Origin of the sequence: uncultured Sneathiella sp. (genome assembly GCF_963973085.1) — a bacterium.
GTDB lineage: Bacteria > Pseudomonadota > Alphaproteobacteria > Sneathiellales > Sneathiellaceae > Sneathiella.
In genome coordinates this window covers 52,217-70,843 of sequence record NZ_CAXAXA010000010.1, presented here as the reverse complement: position 1 = coordinate 70,843, position 18,627 = coordinate 52,217, and the positions used below count along the sequence as shown (strand labels likewise).

Below are 18,627 nucleotides of genomic sequence, written 5' to 3'. Positions count from 1 at the left end.
CAATGCTCCGTTAATTTACGCAGCCTTCAGTGACAAATGTTCTGACGACGGACACCGAGCATTGACACCCTACCTGTTGGAGGCGATCCAGATGATTGAGGAAGGCCATGACAAGCAACTCATCGACTCCGCTGCCAAAAGCTTCGGAATGCCGATGGGGCCGGCGGAACTCGCCGATCAAGTCGGGCTCGACATCTGCCTCGATGTTGCTGAAAGCCTGAGATCAGGCTTGGACAAGCCAATGCCCGGCATTCCTGACTGGCTACGCGAGAAGGTTGAAAGCGGCGATACCGGCAAAAAATCCGGGCGGGGCTTTTACGAATGGAAGGACGGCGAAGCCCAAAAGGACGACGTGCCAGACGCAGGCCATGCGAGCAGGAAGGACGACATCACCGACAGGCTGATCTTGCCAATGCTGGATGCCTGCGTTGAATGCCTGCGCCTTGGTGTCGCCTGTGACAGAGATCAGGTGGACGGTGCGATGATCTTCGCCACCGGGTTTGCACCCTTCCGGGGCGGACCGATGCACTATGCAGTATCGCGCGGAACCGACGACATCGTTGCGCGCCTGGAAGAGCTTGCTGAAGCTCATGGCCCGCGTTTCCGCCCCGACCCCGGCTGGCAGGGCTTGCGCTGAGATGGCCGACGGGCCGATCCTTCTGAACAAGGCGGCAGCGGTCGCGAAATGGATTGTCGAGCGGAACGGCGGAGATGTCCGGCTCGCCCTACCGCTGGGGCTGGGCAAGGCGAATACGATCGCCAACGCCTTAACCGATCTGGCACTCGCGGACAGCTCGATAAATCTGCAAATATTCACTGCACTTACACTGCGAAAACCCAGTCCGACCAGTGATATTCAGGCACGGTTTCTTGACTCCGCGATGGACCGGCTCTTCGGGGCCTACACGCCTCTCAAATATGCGGTGCGACTTGGCAACGGCACGCTGCCCGAGAACATCGAGGTGCAGGAGTTCTTTTTTCAGGCGGGCAACTGGCTCGGCAATGCCGAGGCGCAACAGGGCTATATTGCGGCGAACTATACCCATGCACTGCACTTTCTGATGGCCCGCCGCCCCAACGTGATTGCGCAGCTGTTGGCCCGGGACGGCGACCGGCTCAGCCTGTCGTGCAATACCGACATCACCGTCGATCTACTGCGCGCCCGCGCGAAGAGGGAGCAGGACTTCATCCTCGCCGGTGAGATCAATCCCCAGCTGCCGTTCATGCCGGGCTCCGGAGAACTGGCCCGTGCGGAGGTCGATTGTTTGCTCGACGACCCCGCTTCACAATTCGATTTATTCTCAGTGCCCAAACGCCCCGTGATGCCGCCCGACCACGCAATTGGCCTGCATGTGGCGGGACTGGTGCCGGACGGTGGCACGCTGCAGATTGGCATCGGGTCGGTCGGCGACGCCGTGGCATCGTCGCTGATCCTGAGGCATCGCAGGCCGCAGGATATGCGCGCCATCATGGCCGCCTCTCCCTTTCCCGGTCTTGACTCCGCAGAAACGGGTCGCTTCGAGGTTGGGCTCTACAGCGTCACAGAAATGCTGGTGCAGGGCATTGTCGAACTGCTGAAAGCCGGGGTGATCCACCGCGAGGTGGACGGCGCCGCTATTCATGCGGGCTTCTTTCTCGATTGCCACGACTTCTATCGCAGCCTGCGCGAGATGCCCGAGAAAGAGCGCGCGCGAATCCAGATGATGCCAGTGTCGTTCACCAATCAGCTATACGGTGACGAATTCACCAAGCGTGCGGCGCGGCGCAGCGCACGGTTCGTAAATGTCGCGATGAAAGCGACCGCGCTTGGCGGAGTGATCTCGGACGTGACAGATAGCGGCCAGATCGTCAGCGGCGTCGGCGGACAGTTCAATTTCATCGACCAGGCTTTTGCGCTGCGTGATGCACGGGCTATCATCACCCTGCCCGCTACTCGCGAGAGCAAGGGAAAGGTGACGTCGAACATCGTCTGGGATCACCCGCACGAGACAATCCCCCGCCATTACCGCGATGTCATCGTCACGGAATACGGGATCGCCGATCTGCGTGGGCGCTCGGATGCCGAATGCGTCATGGCGATGATCTCGATCGCCGATAGTCGGTTTCAGCCCGAATTAATGGACCGAGCAAAGGGAGCCGGCAAATTGCCGAAGGACGCTCAGGTGCCGAGTCAGCATCGGGCGAACATTCCTCAGCAACTGCAGACCTGGCTTTCACCCTTTATGAAAGATGGATCGCTGCCGGTCTTTCCGTTCGGTACCGATTTCACTGAAATCGAACAACTCCTGCTGCCCGCGCTATCGGTGTTGAAGGCCGCTACGGGATCCCGCCCGAAGATGGCTAAGCTGCTGTGGCGGGGTTTTTCAGCCCGCGGCTCCGACCCGGAACTGCGCGACTGCCTCAAACGGCTGGCGCTGGAACATCCGCGGTCGTTGGAAGAATGGCTTTCAAGGCTCGCTGTAATGGGCGCATTTGAGGCAAGTGCGGACGATCCTTGAGATTGATGCAGCGCATTTGGTTACATTAATTGCGCCGCAAACGATCTTCAGCGGGCGCTGCAAGGTCATAGGGCCCCAACTAGGTGTTTGTCAGACTAATGTGAACTTATCATAGCATGGTAAAGGGCCTCTATTGTGCCGCACCAAATTTCTGCCACTCGGCCAGCGCGGCATTGCTGTTCTTTCTTGCCAGCAACGAACCAATCCGGTTCCACCAATATCGAACTGTTTCATTGCAGATATCGATGCCGCGTTCGTGAAGTAGGTCTTCGATATTGCGAAGCGAGAGGGGAAATTAGACATACATCACCACCGCCAGGTGGATGATCGCAGGTGAGGTTTTAAAATACCGGAAGGGGTTCTTTTTCTCATGCCCGAAAGCTAATTGACGAAAAACCGGAGCCGTCCACACATGACAGTACCTCTGCGTCTACTAAAAGTAAATGTAACAACACCATTAGTGCGCTCAGATTAATTCACAAGCTAAGCATCCGTTTGGCAATAATATTTCGTTGAATTTCGTTGCTTCCACCATAGATCGACATACATCGCTTCCACAGATAATTACTGGTGGCTGTGACAGCATACTCTGGCCCGGCCATAAACTGATATTCCGGTAAACTTGCCCTACCCTGCTGGTAGGCCAAGGCATATTGACCGCTTGCCTCCATCCCTAACAAGCTTATCTGCTGAGCAACTTCAGTTCCCCGGATCTTTAATAGAGAGGAAGCAGACCCTGGTGAAGCCCCTGTGGCTACGTCCGACAGAACCCGAAGGGCGGTCATCTCGAGGGACATCAATTGAGCTTCAACTTGCGTAAGCCTGGCATGGAACAGCGGGTCGTCAATTAAGGGTGTCCCGTCAACGCATTCCACAGCCGCAATGTCCCTGACATGCTGCAAGGCTTGTTTCGTTACCCCGATTGCAGCATTATCCACCCGCTCATGCTCGAGCAGGAACTTTGCATAGGTCCAGCCTTTGCCCTCTTCCCCAATAAGATTTTTCTTTGGAACTTTTACATTGTCGAAGAAAACAGTGTTGAATGAGTGGTTTCCGTCCATTCCAATGATTGGGCTGACCGTAATGCCAGGACTCTTCATATCGATGAGTAGGAATGAGATACCTTTTTGCGGTTTGTCTTCTTTCGCAGTACGTACAAGGCAAAACATCCAGTCTGCGTAATGCGCGTAGCTGGTCCAGATTTTCTGCCCATTCACGAGATAGTCTTCGCCCGCAACTGCAGCCGACGTGGATAAAGTGGCGAGATCGGAACCAGACTGAGGCTCGGAGTACCCTTGACACCACCATATGCTGGAATCCCGAATGCCAGGGAGAAAGCGTTCCTTTTGCTCTTCCGTCCCGAATGTGAAAATAACCGGTCCGGCCATGCGCGGGCCAAAGGGCTGAATGATCGGACAATTCATTTCTGCCGAGATTACTTCGAACAGATAGCGTTGTACCACAGACCATCCAGGTCCTCCGACTTCCTTTGGCCATGTGCAAACATGCCAGCCACGTTGCCCTAGCATTTGTTGCCAGCGCATATAATCGTCCTTACCCAGCTTTTCGTTACGCCGCACCCGTAGCGCTATGTCTTCAGGTAAGTTCTCTTTAATAAAACTGCGGACCTCCTCGCAAAACGCTTGCTCTTCAGGATTCAGCTCCAATTCCATCTCACGGTTCCCCTTTTACGCTGAATGATTTATCGCGGAACTTCTGGAGCCTTGCGGCTTGCAGCATCCAGCTTAGCAATCCGATTTAGGTGCCAGTTTGAATCTCCAAAAGTCATCGTAATAGCGGTCAGGCGTTTAAAAAAATGCCCAACGGGCAGTTCATCGGTAACACCAATTGCACCGTGAAGCTGGACAGCTTCCTGTCCCACCTTTGTTGCAGTACGAGCTAGCTCCACTTTTGCAAGCGAAATGGCCCTGGCCCGCTTCAAAGGATCTGGTTCTTGCATCGAAAGAGCCGCTGACAGCGCCGCAGAACGCCCTTCCTCCAACGCGATGATCATATCAACCATACGATGCTGCAAAGCCTGATTTGAGCCAAGGGTCACACCGAACTGTTTTCTGGTTTTGAGATACTCCAGCGTCATGTCGCATAGCACGCCCATAACCCCAACGGCTTCAGCAGAAATCGCCGCATTGCCAGCATCAAACACTTTCTCCAACGTCTCCGCAGCATCACTATCACGTCCCAATATTGCATCTGGACTTACTTCGACGCCTTCGAGATAAAGGTCAGCGGCGGCAAGCCCGTCATAGGTATCGTACTTGTGAATACTCAGATTGAGCGACCCGGCAGGGACAAGGAATATGCAGAGGCGCCGTTCGGCTTCTTTCTCTCCTTCCAAAACGGCACTGACAATGAATGCGTCCGCCTTTGCGCCGCCTATAACGACTGATTTTTCTCCTCTCAAGTGCCAACCTGTATCCGTTCTTGTCACAGAGGTTTTACAATTCGTGAAAGCACCGCCACTCCAGGTTTCTAAACAGGCAAGTGCCAGTTTGGTCTTCCCTTCGATCAGAGGAGGCAGCCAAGCAGTTTTCTGCTCAGATGTTCCGGCTAGCGAAATCGCTTCTCCAGCCAAAACAGTTGGTAAAGCCGGCTCCACAACCAGTCCTCTTCCAAATCCTTCCATCAGAATAGCAAAGTCAACATATGTTCCCCCTAAGCCGCCATGCTCTTCAGGAAAAGGAATTGCCAGCCAACCAAGGGAGGCAAAAATATTCCAGTGCGCTTCGCTAAATCCGGTCTCCGACAGAATTTTCCTTCTCTCATCGAATGTGTAGTTCTCGCGAATATACCGCTCCACACTGTCGCGAAGCTGCAATTGTTCCGAGCTATACTGAAGATCCATTGTTGTTCTTCCCGGTTATTTTTTGGATGACTTTCATATAAATACTACCAATTTCGTTCAGTTGCTTTTCTTGAGTGGACTATAGAGGCGGTTGAGCTTGCGCATGCCGCCAATCCATCGGTCATAGTTATCCGTTTTCCGCCGCATGTAAGTTAAAACCTCGGGATGGGGTAGAACGAGAAAAGTCTCGTCGGAAATGGCTTTCAAGCAGGCATCGGCAACAGGCTCGGGTTCAAGCATTCCATTTACGCTGGCGACGCCGTCTTCCTTACCTTTCGTCATAGCAGTACGAACCGCTTGCGGGCAGAGGACGGATACTTTGATGCCATCGTCACCATAGGTAAGCGCAAGCCATTCGGCAAAAGCAACAGCGCCATGTTTTGTCACCGCATATGGCGCCGATCCTACTTGTGACAAAAGTCCTGCGGCCGAAGCAGTATTGAGAAGATAACCGCCCCCTCGCGCAATCATTCTAGGCACCAGATGCCGTGCTGCATAAATATGCGCCATGACATTCACTTCCCAGGAACGCAGCCAATCCTGATCGGAAACCTCCGGACCGCCTCGTACAGATATTCCGGCATTGGAACAAAACAAATCGATAGGACCTATCGTTGATTCCACGTCCTCAATCAGGGTCCTGATCTCGCTCTCGGAAGTGACATCCACCTGGCGGCCGATGCCGCCCATCTCTTTCGAAGTAACCTCTACACCCGCACCGTCAACATCAACGCACACGACACATTTGGCACCGGCGTTCGCGAAACGAATTGCCAAAGCCCTTCCAATACCGCCGGCAGCCCCTGTAACAACCACAACGCGGCTCTCTATATCCATAATCTAGACCTTTCGTTGGTATTGGTAGTTTTTACGACCACATATATGTTCCACCACACACGGTGAGCGCCTGACCAGTCATGTAGCTGCTTGAATCGGAGGCTAGAAAGACAGCCAAACCTCCAAAATCGTCAGGCTCGCCTAATCTGCGCATGGGAATTTGGGAATTTGCCCGTTCCTCTGCTTCCGGATTATCCCAAAGTGCCTTTGCAAAATCCGTTTTAACTATTCCTGGGCAAATCGCGTTCACCCGGACTCCCTTCGGGCCGTACTCTAGTGCCAGATTTCGAACTAGCCCGATCAGCGTCAACTTGGACGTGCCATATAACCCAAGTGTCGAAGAGGGCTTGTAGGCCCCGACACTTGCTGTAAACATCATTGAACCAGATCCCTTATCGATCATATCAGGGACAACGAGCCGGGCGAGCCATAGGTTTGCCTGAACGTTCGTCTTCATTGTTTTCTCGTAGGCTTCATCCGGTATTTCAGAGATCGGGCCGTAGAAAATATTGACGCCAGCATTTCCGACCACAATATCTATCGGGCCGACATCGCGGCGGGTCCGCTCGACAAGCGCCTCCAACTCTTCCTTGCGTCCGGCATTGGCCGCGACTGCATGGACTCTCTGAGCGCCGCAACTTTTGTTAATCTCAGCTGCTGCTTCATCCAACTGATCCTGTTTTCTCGACGAAATCACAACAGACGCGCCGTGGGCGGCGAAGGCTTCCGCCATCGCCCTCCCCATTCCTTTAGACGCGCCGGTCAGCAGAGCCACTTTTCCTGTTAAGTCAAAATGTTTTGTTTTAACCATTGCTCAGACAGCTCCACGTGTGTTTGAAGCATAGAAGGATTTCACTTCTGCCCTCGCTATAACATTGTGATGCACTTCATCCGGGCCATCGGCAAACCGTAGAACCCGCTGCTTGATATACATTTCGGATAGCGGCGACCATTGGCTTATGCCAGTCGCACCATGAACCTGCATAGACTGATCAATAATCTGGCAGCATTTTTCCGGAACCATCGCCTTAGCCATGGACACCCATATGCGCGCTTCCTTGTTCCCCATAATATCCATGGCTTTTGCCGCCTTCAATACCATCATACGCATCGCTTCAATCTCGATACGGGCCCGTGATACTGTTTCCATGTTTTTACCCAGATCAATAATCTTCTTGCCGAATGCCTCTCTTGTGGTTCCGCGTTGCAATAGAAGATCCAGCGCTTTTTCAGCGGCACCAATCGACCGCATGCAGTGATGGATCCGGCCCGGCCCGAGGCGGATCTGGGAAATCTCAAACCCGCGGCCTTCCCCCCACAGGACATTCTCTTTGGGAACGCGAACATTCTCGAGTTTGATATGCATATGACCATGCGGGGCATCATCGTGACCGAATACATTCATGGGGCCAAGAACAGTGACGCCGGGTGTATCCATAGGAACCAAGATTTGTGATTGCTGGCGGAAAGGCTCTGCCTCAGGACTGGTCTTGACCATGCAGATCATTATTTTACAACGCGGATCGCCCGCGCCAGAGATATAGTACTTCTCGCCGTTTATGACCCAATCATCTCCATCGAGCACAGCACTGGTTTCAATGTTCCGTGCATCGGAGGACGCAACATCAGGTTCAGTCATAGCAAAGCAAGAACGGATTTCCCCAGCCAGCAATGGTTTAAGCCATTTTTCCTTTTGCTCTGGTGTGCCAACGCGCTCCAGAACTTCCATATTTCCGGTATCGGGCGCCGAACAGTTCAAAGTTTGTGAGGCCAAAGGATTTTTTCCAAGCTCAGCCGCAATATAGGCGTAGTCCAGATTTGACAGTCCTTCACCCGTCTCGGCATTCGGCAGGAAGAAGTTCCAGAGCCCGGCAGCCTTCGCCTTGGATTTTGCCTCCTCCAGAAGCTCCAACTGCCCCGGAGCGAAACTGAACCGCTCTGCCCTCCCCGCACCCAGCCGTTCAAACTCTTCCGTAATCGGATCGACATTCTCGTAGATATGCTTTTTCACCGCATCCAGTAGAGGGCGCGCCTCTTCAGACATTGCTAGATTATTCAGATCATCATTCTGGTTCAAGTGGCTCACAGTATTCTCCTTATTTGAGCTTTTAGTTTTAGTCTCGATATATATTACGACGTCAGGTTCAGTCGCGTTCCACAAATTGTCAGTTGAGTCCCGGAAACCTGGACACCCCGTTTTTCAGCCTTTGCCAGCAGGTGCTCGCGGTTGCGAACCTTGAAGTCAAGTGCCGACAATCCATCACCGCGGCCATCCTGATCCGCCACAAATCGTATCTCTGCATTGGCCAGCTTTACTGTCGGTATGCCGTTCAGGCTTTCCAAAGGCAGTGCCATAATATCCGCCCAACGGCGGGCCAGACCTAATGGATCCGAGCCCTGCAACTCCACCGCAACAATCTCGAAGGCTCCATCCAAATTTACCTTGTTCTTCCAAGCCTTACCCCCGGCAGGATGCCAGTTGCCCGTCACATCTTCTTCCTCATCCCAGTCAAATTCCAGAAAGGAGGCTCCCATATCCGCCGGATGCAACTGCATAATATTCCACGTACTCCGGTCAGATTCATATGCAATCCGAACGTCGGCCTGTTGAGCCCTCTGGCGTAGCTGTGCTTGTTCCTGAAGTGTCGGCGATTGGCAGATGACCATATAGCCGCCGTCTCCACCGCGGCGTTCCAAAAATCTACCTGCAGCCGTGTTGGGCTCTACAGGGGCAACAACTTCGATAAATTTGCTCCCCACAGCCAGCAATGTATTTTCCAGACCAAACTTGCCGACTGCAGGATCTACAAAGCAAGGCGCGATAGATAAAGCCTCGCTCAAATCATCGACTACAGGAGCGAGTTTCTCAGCCACGAGACAGATTTGGCGCAAGTATATTGCCATATTCTAGTTTCCTTTATTCACTGTAGCGCTATTTCTTCTTTACTTTTCCCGGCAAGACCAGCAACTGGCAAGCCTACATCCTTGATAATCAAGCATTCCTCTCGTAGCAAACGCCGGTCGATTTTGCCAGTTGCGCCGCGGAGAAGAGGCTGCGACCAAAACCATATTTTCTCCGGAAGCTTGAATTGAGCGATATGGCAGGAGAGAAAATCAACTAACTGACCCTCTGTCAAATCGGCGTCTGATCGCAAATATACGGCTGCGCCTACGACTTCATCGAACCGTTGATCCGGTATTGAAAAGGCGCAGGCTTCGATGACGTCGGGATGACGATGCATCGCTCCTTCCACTTCCAGACAGGAGATATTTTCTCCGCCGCGAATGATGATGTTTTTCTTGCGATCAACAATATAAATCAGGCCGTCACCATCCATCCGGGCCAGGTCACCTGTATATAGCCAGCCGTCCCGCAGAACTTTGGATGTTGCTTCAGGTTGATTATGGTAACAGCGCATATTGGCCGGACTTTTAACAACAAGCTCTCCAATCTCGCCATTTACGAGATTAGCACCCCCCTCATCGACGATACGGACTTCCTGAAGGGGTGGCGTTAGCCTACCTGCCGCTTCGGGATGATTTAAATAATCGGGACCAGCAATCGTTATACCGAGCCCATTAGTTTCAGTCATGCCCCACCCCGAACTGATACTGGCGTCCGGAAACGCCTTTGCCAGCTCTCCGACCTGTGATGCCGGCCTCTTTGCTCCACCGCCGCCAATCGATTCCAGCGTTTCCAGCTTCTCCTCAAGGAGAACTGCTCTTTCCATCAGGTCTTTCGATTGCAGTGGCACACCAACAAAGCGGGTCACTGATTCTGCCTTTATGACACGTATGGCTTCCTCGACATCCCAATTGTAAAGGAGCGAAATCTTTGACCCTGTCGCTAAACCCAAAAGAAAATTGGAATGAAGGGCAGTCACATGAAACAGGGGCGTAACAACGAGCAACGAAGGCCTGCGACCTGTGGGATTAGGCGCGCCATCCAGTAACGGAGCCATTTCTCGACTCATCGACCAAGAATGCACTGCAGAAATAGCGTTCCTATGGGTCTGAACCACCCCTTTCGGCATCCCGGTTGAACCCGATGAATATAGAATGGCAAAATCATCGTCAGGATCAATCTGCCAAGTCGGCCAATGAGTTTTGTCGCCAGCGTCACGAAGCTCGGTATAGCAAATATCACCATTAGCTTTACGAACGCCAACAACTGTAACATTGGTATGCTCACCGCATGATTTTAGCCGCTCAACGCGGGGCTTGTCGGCAAAAACCACTTTCGCACCGCAATCCTTCATTGCACTAACAAGCTCCGCCCCGGACCACCATGCATTCAATGGAACAACAATGGCACCAAGGGCAGATATTGCCATTACTAATATGCAAAACTCAGGGTAGTTGCGCATAGCGATAGCAACTCTGTCCCCGGGTCGAACGGCCAGAATTTTATCCATCGAATCTGCCAAGCGTCGAACATCGTTACAGAACGCGTTGTAGTCCCAACGTTCATCCTGATAAACCAATAAATCGGCATTACCATACGCCGGGGCACAAGCCTCCAATAGGGCGCGCAGATTGCGCGGTGCATTGCAGAAAACCTGGTATTGGATCCCTCTTACAGTTTCTTTAGCAACCTTATACTGCGGGTCGGTATGTAAGAGGTGTGCAACGGCTTGTTCCAAGTTCATATTTTATGCCCCTCCCAATAGCCCGCTTTCGCAGCTTGGCGCACCATGTGTTCTTTTGTTTTAATTTCATGGTTACCCAAAACAGGCCCTTGACCAGTCTGGACTGACATTTGTCAGCTTCAGATTTACGCTGATAATCAAGTAACGTCAAGATACGTTTTTTGCTTGCTGTTTTTCCTATAATGAACCGACTAATTGGTTGACTCCTAAATGAATGGCCGCTAGTAATTTTCTTCCTGACAAATGTCAGGAAGAAAATTCATGCTCAACAGACCGGATAGACTGAACGCTTGGACATCACAAATGGCGGGTGAATTGCGAGAGGGACTCTCCTGACTCCGCCGATATAACGAACATAAAAAATCGACGTCTTTGGCAGGCATTAGGTGGAATTGTAATATGACCAGTTCGGAAATAATTTCTTCCCCGGTTCTCATTGACCCGCTCCCAGCGCACCGGTTCAATGTTGGTGCATTGTCTGCTTGGCTGCTCAGTAGAATTCCCGATACCGAGAAGGAATTGTCTGTTAAGCAATTTCAGGGAGGGATGTCAAACCCAACCTACCTGGTTTCGACGGGTACTGGGGGAAAATATGTTCTTCGAAAAAAGCCTTTCGGCAAGCTCCTGCCCAAAGCACATGCTGTAGATCGCGAATATCGCGTCATCCATGCACTAGCCGACGCCCCGGTTCCGGCCCCGAAAACCATCGCATATTGTGGCGATCCATCCGTTATCGGTGCGGAGTTCTTTATTATGGAATTCATCGATGGACGCATTATCCCAGCTCCGTCTATGGGGCCTATACCTAGAGCGGAACGCTCGACACTGGCTTATTCCTTGGTCGACACCCTGGCCAGCCTTCATAAAGTGGATTGGCGCACCGTTGGGCTGGAAGATTTTGGACGTCCAGAGGGCTATCTTGAACGCCAGATTGCACGCTGGTCAGCTCAATACGAAGGATCAAAAAAGTCGTTGTCATCTGATTTTGATTACTCCCAGATGGACTGGCTGAGGGATTGGTTAATTGAGCACGCCGATGTAACAGAAGAGAGCGCAATAACACACGGAGATTTCCGCCTTGGAAATACAGTAGTACATCCGAAAGAACCCAGAATTGCCGCCGTACTGGATTGGGAGCTTTCCACTATCGGGCATCCACTGGCAGATTTGGCGTATTTTTGCCTTCACTACCGACTACCGCACAATATCCCGGGTGTTGTTGATCTGGTGGAAGCCGGGCTGCCTCAGGAAGATGAAATTTTAGCCCGATATTGCGAAAGAACGAAGCGCGACGGTATCGAAAATTGGCAAATTTTTCTCGCCTTCGCTTGCTTTAGAAGCGCAGCCATCATTCAAGGGGTCGCCGCGCGCGCGGCACAAGGAAATGCAAGTAGTGCAAGTGCAGATCCGCTGAAGGATGGAGATAAAGCTCGGCTTATGGCGAAAGCTGGCGCAGATATTGCGCGAAACATGAAGTCCGCCACAGTGTAAACAAATTCAATTTACCTACGAAACAAATGTAAAACTGATGGCGACGGCCTCATGAGCCCTGAAGCCTGGCAAGAAGCTCCAATAAAGCCGGATAGATACTAAACCGCAGGCTTATCTCTACCCTACTACTTGCATCTTATAACTTGACACTTTCACAAAAACCAGTTTAACCTGACACTTGTCAGGGAAGACTTATTTGCACAGGTTTTAAAAATAAAACAATGTAACCAGGGGCCTTATGCTGCCCTGGCTGGCTTTAGAAAAAAAGTATCGTTTGAAGCACCAAAACAATCTTAGAGCGTAGCCGACAACATCGTCGGATTGTCTAACAAAAAACTTGCGGCGAGAGGTTACGTAAAAGTGACATTTTCTTGTCGTCATTAATGGGAGGACAAAAATGAAAAAGAGTAAATTCAAGCAAACCCTTGGATCTGCATTAACAATTGCCGCGACCGTGTTGTTAAGTACAGCGAATTTCGCGCAGGGTGCGGATTACGAATGGCCTAAGCTTCTTGTGATTGGCACACCCGGAACAGCGACTGGTAGTTTTGCTTCGACCAATGGCTGGGCTCCAGTTTTGCAAAAGCAGGTTGGTGCAGTAGTCCGGGTCGTTCCAGAAGACAGTGAATCTATGCGTTATCGTCGTCTGACAGAACGGGAAGATATTTTGATCTCCTCGGTTTCTGCCGCAGAAATGCGCTTTCAGACTGAAGGCATTGGGGGATATGCCGCAACTGACCCGAGAGCAATGCGTATTATCTGGCACCACAATGACACTCCATGGTCATTTGTTGTTTCGGGAGATTCCGATGTTACCTCGATGGAAGACCTTAAGCGAGGAGATGTTCGCCTAGCGGTAGGAGTGTTTTCCCCTGCCATGACAACTGCAGTACGCAAAGCAGTTCCCGCTTATCTTGGATTGACTGACGAAGAAGCGGAAAAAGTTATTAAATATGTCCCCGCGGGCAGCTACGCTGAAAACTGTCGTGGCGTGGTAGAGGGAAAAGTTGACATGGCATATTGCTCACCCATCAGCTCCGTGCTTTCTGAAATGGAAGGAGCCCCGGGCAGCATCAGATGGATACCCATGCCGCAGGACAACGCTAAAGAATGGGGCGCTTTCCTGGCGCACCGGCCAATGCTAGTTCCCTCCGATATCGGGATTGGCGTCTCGACTGCACGAGGTGTCGCCGGAGCAACTTCTAACTATATGTATTCTGTGGCCGCAGATGCCGATGCGGATTTCGTCTACAATATGGCCAAATGGTTCCACACAGCTTACGACAATTACAAAGGCACGCATCCATTGGCTGCCCGTATGTCGCTGGAGCAATTCCGCCTCTATCTTAATAGAAGCCCGATGCCCGTTCATGAAGGCACTGTCAAATATCTGCGTGAGGTTGGCGCTTGGACCGATGAAGACGACGTCTGGAACCAGCAGAATGTTGAAAGAATGAATAGTTGGATTGAAGCACGCAAAGCCGGAATGGCGGAAGCGAAAGAAAAAGGCATTGAAATGAATTTCGAAAATGCCGCCTATCTGGAGATACTGCAGAAACACACCAAGGACCTCGAGGGCTTCAAGTCCCGTTTGTAATCTCCCGCTAGCATATCACTATACGGGTCGGCTTCCATACCGTCCCGTATAGCATCGCCTTTAGTCACTTTTCACCTCAATGACCTTACTGTGAGTGGGAGCAATGACAAATTCCGTATCCGCCCAAGATGAGTCGGCCAGCCAATCTGAAATCACCCGTTTAGGGTCTCTTTTTTCATGGCAAAGCATTCTTTTTGTGATCGTCTGCACCTGTGGACTGGCAATGGGTCTCGCTTATATTTTCGGCGCCACCTGGAATGACAAGCGTCTTCTGGAAGGCCAGTATTATTGGGTCTTTATTGGTCTGTTTACAGCCGCCTCCTTCATAGCCCTGCCTGCATTTCCCAACCAAAAGAAGGTTCCAATATATGACATGATTGCAGCCGTCGTTGCGCTTGCAATCAGCTTATACTTCTCGACCCATGCGTGGGATATGGTTCAGGCTGGTTGGACCAATATTCCTATGGGAATAATCATGTGGGTACTCATGATGGAGATGTCCAGGCGCAGCGGCGGCATACCGTTCCTGCTCGTGGTTTTCTTCCTCGGACTGTACCCCTTGGTCGCCTCCGACTTCCCCGGCCTTTTCATGGGAATTCCCTATGAGTTCGACAGGATGATCGAAGCTCATATATTCCGGTCAGAAGGCATGATGGGGATTACCACCAAGATTGTCGCGGAGATCATTCTGGGATTTCTTGTCTTCGCAGGCGTCCTTATCGCAACGGGTGCAGGTAATTTTTTTATTGATCTGGCCAATGCCAGCTTTGGTAAATACCGGGGCGGGCCGGCCAAGGTTGCCATTGTCGCCAGTGCCTTTTTTGGAAGTCTCTCCGGATCTATCTTTTCCAATATTGCCGGAACTGGCTCCATCACGATCCCCACAATGAAAAAAGTCGGCTACCCGCCACATTATGCCGGAGCGATCGAAGCCTGTGCTTCCACCGGCGGCGTGGTCATGCCCCCGGTCATGGGTGCGATTGCTTTTGTAATGGCGATTACCATCGGCGTGGACTATGCAACTATCATGGTGGCTGCTATTTTGCCGTCCCTCTTGTTCTACTTCGGCCTTATGTTGCAGGTAGACGCTTTCGCCGCCAAAACCGGTCTCAAGGGAATGACCACTGACCAACTTCCGAAACTGAGATCAGTTCTGGTGCGTGGATGGCCTTTCCTGTCGGTGTTGATATTCCTCGTGTGGGGACTTCTTTATATGCGGTGGGAATATTACGCCCCGTGGTATGCCTGCATATTGATGATTTTGCTTTCATTTCTGAGGGCGGAAACTCGTATGACGCCAATACGATTGTTTGAAACGGCACGTCAGATAGGGGTTCTAGTCACCCAAACCGCTGCTATTATTCTCCCCATCGCCTTTGTCGTGAGCGCGCTGACTATTACCGGTGTGACGGGCTCTGTCACGTCTGGACTGGTTAATCTGGGGGGCGGAAATATCTATCTGATCATTCTGTTTGGGGTCTTTGCCTGTTTCATCATGGGTATGGCCGGCCTCGCCATCGTGGCATATATCTTTCTTGCGGTCACACTTGCCCCTGCAATGGTAGATGTAGGCGGATTGAACGTAATTGCCGTGCATTTCTTCATTATCTATTACGCAATGCTATCGGTGATCACCCCCCCTGTTGGAGCGGCCGCATTTCTTGCCGCGACTATCGCCGGCGCGAAACCCATGCAAACGTCATTCACCGCAATGCGGCTCGGTGTTGTTATCTACTTTGTACCACTCTTCTTCCTCTTTCAACCGGCCCTCGTCATGCAAGGTGACCTTACGCCCCTGCTTTATCTACTGCCTTCAATCATCGCAGGGATTATCCTGATAGCCGGCGGGCTGGAGGGCTATCTGTTAGGAGCGGGGATGGTGAGACCCTGGTTGAGAGCACCACTGTTCTTTGCGGGCTTTGCCTTGAGCTTCCCGTCCGTTCTCAGTTCCATAATCGGCGGCGTGGCGGCGGTTATTCTGGTGTTCATTATTAAAATGGACCACAAGAACAAGCTGATGACAGTACAAGATGCTTCCTGACGATCGCTAAAGTGCAAAATTGAAGGTCCCGATTATTCCGGGACCTTTTTTTTATTCAGAAGAATAGGTATTGGATTTCGCTATTCCAAGCTTCTGAAGCTGGCGATTGACTCGCATTTTTACAAGGTTAGTGCACATTAACTACCCTTGCCTCATTATTTCTAAGTTTTGTCGGTTGCAAACTCACAACTCCGGCCTCCAAAAGCAATTCATAATCCTTATTCCCGAGGCCTAAAATGCGGGACAGCACATCCTTTGTATCACCGCCGAGATACGGAGCAACGCCTCGAAGCGGCGGACGCAGTCCATCTATGAGCATTGGCAGGGCGACCTGCGCCTGTCGACCAATATGCTCGCGCTCTGTATCAAAAAAGAACAAACGCTCTGATAAATGGGAATCCGACATTGTCTCTTCAGGCTTCAATATCGGTGCAGCGATCACACCGGCAAGCTGAAGTATCCTTGCGGCTTCAACCACATCCATGCCCTTGATCCAATCAGAGATCCTGCCCTCTATTTCATCTTCCCGTGTCCGCCGTGCCTCTAACTCAATCAGATCTTCGGTGAATTCAACATCCAGGCCGAGGACGTCAGCCAGAGATCGCCAAGCGCTTTCCGAGTCAACCGCAATTGCAATCCACCTGTCTTCACCCTTCCCGGCAAATATTCCGTGCGGAACCATCTCCACATTTCTGTTGCCTCGGCGGGCGGGCTCTAGATTGGTCACTCCGCGCGCCAACAGCGCTGGAGCGGTGAAAGGCAATAAACACTCCACCTGGCTAAGATTAAGCCATTGCCCAACACCGACACGCTGTCTATGCACCAGCGCAGCCAGCAAAGCCGCGCAGCCGTAAAGACCGCCGATCGGATCTCCATAGGCAATATGCCCAAGCACTGGCGGCCCGTCATCCTCTCCCCTGAAGCTTGGCAAGCCCGAAGCCTGCTCAAGCGTGGAACCATAGGCGCGAGTGTCTGACCAGGCGTTTCCAGAACCAAATGCGGACATAGAAGCCATCACAAGGTCAGACCTTCCGGCGCTCAACGCGTCCCACCCTAAACCAAGACGGTCCATAACACCGGCCGCATGATTTTCGATAACCGCATCACTTTCCGCTACAAGGCGCCTGGCCAGCTCTTTCCCCCTAGAAGTCGTTAAATCGAAACTCACACTTTGTTTGCCGCGATTAAGGGCTGCAAAACGGTAGCTCTCCTCGAACTGCTGTCTTGCAATGGCTTCCGGCGACCAGTCTGTGGCCCGCCACCAGTCAGGATACCGCCCCGCCTCTACCTTAATAATCTCCGCACCAAGATCGGAAAGAATTCTAGTTGCCAATGGCCCGGCCCAACCCATAGAGAAATCGGTGATACGCAGCCCTTCCAACGGAGCCTCTGCTTTCGCTGACTGTCCTTGCATTGCTGCATTTTCTTCGTAGTTGTCGGCGACCGCATTGACCCGCAAAGGAGATCCCGGCGCCAAAACTTGCGTGCTTCCGACCTTCACCGCCTCCAGCGATCTGCGTTCCTTAAAAATCGGATGGTTGAGAATTTCTTCCGCATTAGGCACTGCTACAAGTGGTATGCGCATTCTTCTTCCATGCTCAGCCCATTCCGCCGCTGTCCGTGATTTTAGCTTTGTATCAATAATTTTCTCCAGTTCATCCACACGTTCCGACCGCAGATAGATTGTCGCCAATCCCGGATCGCGCGCAAGTTCAGGTGCTTCTATCAACTCACAAAAGCTCTCCCACTGAGCTGGAGTAATGACAGTTATACCCAACCACCCTTCTCGGCAGCGGTGTATACTAACCGGACAAGTCGGTGAAAACCGATTAACGCCAATTCTCGGCACGGCCCTGTTCAGCATCTGGGAATCTGCTACTTGCAATTCACCCAGAACCATGCACGCTTCCAGTATACTCACTTCAAAATGCCTATAATCGCGTCCGGCATACAGGCCCGCCAACGCTGCAATCAGTGACGTGACACCTCCTACGATAGCGGATTGCACATCACCTAGTTGTTGCGGCGGACCTTGAGTTGATCCACTCGGAAATATCATGCCACACAGGGCTTGGACGGCTATATCTGCACCTCGCCAGCTTGCATATGGCCCACTCCGGCCGAACCAATTCAAATCCACCGTCGCTCGTTTTGGCTTGGCCGAAATCAGGTAGCCGGGTGCCTCTTCTCCCTTGATCAGGAGATCGCTGTTGGCGACCGTTGCCTCAAGGTCGGAAATGGGGATCCACCCCTTGTTCTGGTTCAGCCATGTGTAGAGCAGCCTCTCTGTTTCTTTCACCCCCGGGATCTCTATACGATGCCGAAGAGGGTCTTCGAATTCCTCCTCGACCTTCATCACAGTTGCGCCCATTTCCAGAAGCATTTTGCAGCACCAGGCACCACCGATGCCTCCTCCCAGTTCAACGACCGATATGCCCTTCAACGGACCTTTTTCTGTTATCATTTTTTCCCTCTCAGGCATTACCTGGCAGTTAAACAAACACATTGTGTCAAGATATGCTCAACCTCAAGCACGCCCTCCATGCCAGCAGGATTACGGCCTCATAATAGCCCTGACATTTGTCAGTTTGCAAGAAATGAAAGCAAATCATCTACTGAAATGCTTCTTTCCAGTTTGAGCTGAAGTCCTG

13 protein-coding genes and 1 pseudogene are annotated in these 18,627 nt (G+C 51.9%); 5 read left to right on the top strand and 9 right to left on the bottom strand.

Going from position 1 to position 18,627, the window contains the following annotated elements; genetic code table 11:
* On the top strand, positions 1–637 hold a 637-nt coding region (locus tag AACZ19_RS17855; RefSeq protein ID WP_339635873.1), incomplete at its 5' end, for a 3-hydroxyacyl-CoA dehydrogenase family protein.
* A 1-nt stretch (position 638) separates the two neighbouring features.
* Entirely contained in the window at positions 639–2,498 is a 1,860-nt protein-coding gene (locus tag AACZ19_RS17850; RefSeq protein WP_339635872.1) for an acetyl-CoA hydrolase/transferase C-terminal domain-containing protein, read from the top strand.
* A gap of 223 nt (positions 2,499–2,721) precedes the next feature.
* On the opposite strand, the pseudogene AACZ19_RS17845 reads toward AACZ19_RS17850, so the two are convergent.
* The 8 genes and pseudogenes from AACZ19_RS17845 to AACZ19_RS17810 form a co-directional block, all read right to left on the bottom strand.
* Positions 2,722–2,826: pseudogene (locus tag AACZ19_RS17845) on the bottom strand (IS6 family transposase); the annotation flags it as partial.
* Positions 2,827–2,974: 148 nt separating this feature from the next.
* The gene (locus AACZ19_RS17840; protein WP_339635871.1) at positions 2,975–4,171 is read right to left on the bottom strand and encodes an acyl-CoA dehydrogenase family protein; all 1,197 of its coding nucleotides are present in this window, start codon (positions 4,169–4,171) and stop codon (positions 2,975–2,977) included.
* Positions 4,172–4,200: 29 nt separating this feature from the next.
* Positions 4,201–5,361 (bottom strand): acyl-CoA dehydrogenase, encoded by a 1,161-nt coding sequence (locus AACZ19_RS17835; protein WP_339635870.1) that lies wholly within the window; start codon positions 5,359–5,361, stop codon positions 4,201–4,203.
* A 57-nt stretch (positions 5,362–5,418) separates the two neighbouring features.
* Positions 5,419–6,198, bottom strand: coding sequence for an SDR family oxidoreductase (locus AACZ19_RS17830; protein WP_339635869.1), 780 nt, complete (start codon positions 6,196–6,198; stop codon positions 5,419–5,421).
* A gap of 31 nt (positions 6,199–6,229) precedes the next feature.
* The gene (locus AACZ19_RS17825; RefSeq protein ID WP_339635868.1) at positions 6,230–7,009 is read right to left on the bottom strand and encodes an SDR family oxidoreductase; all 780 of its coding nucleotides are present in this window, start codon (positions 7,007–7,009) and stop codon (positions 6,230–6,232) included.
* 3 nt (positions 7,010–7,012) lie between these two features.
* Positions 7,013–8,284: an acyl-CoA dehydrogenase family protein gene (locus AACZ19_RS17820; protein ID WP_339635867.1), complete on the bottom strand. Its 1,272-nt coding sequence runs from the start codon at positions 8,282–8,284 to the stop codon at positions 7,013–7,015.
* A 44-nt stretch (positions 8,285–8,328) separates the two neighbouring features.
* Positions 8,329–9,102 carry a hypothetical protein gene (locus tag AACZ19_RS17815; protein WP_339635866.1) on the bottom strand — a complete coding sequence of 258 codons (774 nt, stop codon included), beginning with the start codon at positions 9,100–9,102 and terminating at the stop codon, positions 8,329–8,331.
* 17 nt (positions 9,103–9,119) lie between these two features.
* A complete protein-coding gene (locus tag AACZ19_RS17810; protein ID WP_339635865.1) occupies positions 9,120–10,847 on the bottom strand; it encodes a class I adenylate-forming enzyme family protein in 1,728 nt (575 codons plus the stop codon).
* 399 nt (positions 10,848–11,246) lie between these two features.
* On the opposite strand from AACZ19_RS17810, the gene AACZ19_RS17805 reads away from it, so the two are divergent.
* From AACZ19_RS17805 to AACZ19_RS17795, 3 genes are all read left to right on the top strand, one after another.
* A complete protein-coding gene (locus AACZ19_RS17805) occupies positions 11,247–12,338 on the top strand; it encodes a phosphotransferase family protein (RefSeq protein WP_339635864.1) in 1,092 nt (363 codons plus the stop codon).
* Between the two features lie 397 nt (positions 12,339–12,735).
* Positions 12,736–13,935 (top strand): TAXI family TRAP transporter solute-binding subunit, encoded by a 1,200-nt coding sequence (locus AACZ19_RS17800; protein ID WP_339635863.1) that lies wholly within the window; start codon positions 12,736–12,738, stop codon positions 13,933–13,935.
* Positions 13,936–14,038: 103 nt separating this feature from the next.
* A complete protein-coding gene (locus AACZ19_RS17795) occupies positions 14,039–15,976 on the top strand; it encodes a TRAP transporter fused permease subunit (RefSeq protein ID WP_339635862.1) in 1,938 nt (645 codons plus the stop codon).
* Positions 15,977–16,103: 127 nt separating this feature from the next.
* Here AACZ19_RS17795 and AACZ19_RS17790 read toward each other — a convergent pair whose 3' ends face one another.
* On the bottom strand, positions 16,104–18,440 hold the full coding sequence (locus AACZ19_RS17790) for a CoA transferase (protein ID WP_339635861.1): 2,337 nt from the start codon (positions 18,438–18,440) through the stop codon (positions 16,104–16,106).
* Between the last annotated feature and the right edge of the window lie 187 nt (positions 18,441–18,627).

Bases quoted from the DNA above. Each gene is read 5' to 3' on its own strand.
- AACZ19_RS17850 (WP_339635872.1), top strand. From the start codon at position 639: ATGGCCGACGGGCCGATCCTTCTGAACAAGGCGGCAGCGGTCGCGAAA.
- AACZ19_RS17840 (WP_339635871.1), bottom strand. From the start codon at position 4,171: ATGGAATTGGAGCTGAATCCTGAAGAGCAAGCGTTTTGCGAGGAGGTC.
- AACZ19_RS17835 (WP_339635870.1), bottom strand. From the start codon at position 5,361: ATGGATCTTCAGTATAGCTCGGAACAATTGCAGCTTCGCGACAGTGTG.
- AACZ19_RS17830 (WP_339635869.1), bottom strand. From the start codon at position 6,198: ATGGATATAGAGAGCCGCGTTGTGGTTGTTACAGGGGCTGCCGGCGGT.
- AACZ19_RS17825 (WP_339635868.1), bottom strand. From the start codon at position 7,009: ATGGTTAAAACAAAACATTTTGACTTAACAGGAAAAGTGGCTCTGCTG.
- AACZ19_RS17815 (WP_339635866.1), bottom strand. From the start codon at position 9,102: ATGGCAATATACTTGCGCCAAATCTGTCTCGTGGCTGAGAAACTCGCT.
- AACZ19_RS17810 (WP_339635865.1), bottom strand. From the start codon at position 10,847: ATGAACTTGGAACAAGCCGTTGCACACCTCTTACATACCGACCCGCAG.
- AACZ19_RS17805 (WP_339635864.1), top strand. From the start codon at position 11,247: ATGACCAGTTCGGAAATAATTTCTTCCCCGGTTCTCATTGACCCGCTC.
- AACZ19_RS17800 (WP_339635863.1), top strand. From the start codon at position 12,736: ATGAAAAAGAGTAAATTCAAGCAAACCCTTGGATCTGCATTAACAATT.
- AACZ19_RS17795 (WP_339635862.1), top strand. From the start codon at position 14,039: ATGACAAATTCCGTATCCGCCCAAGATGAGTCGGCCAGCCAATCTGAA.
- AACZ19_RS17790 (WP_339635861.1), bottom strand. From the start codon at position 18,440: ATGATAACAGAAAAAGGTCCGTTGAAGGGCATATCGGTCGTTGAACTG.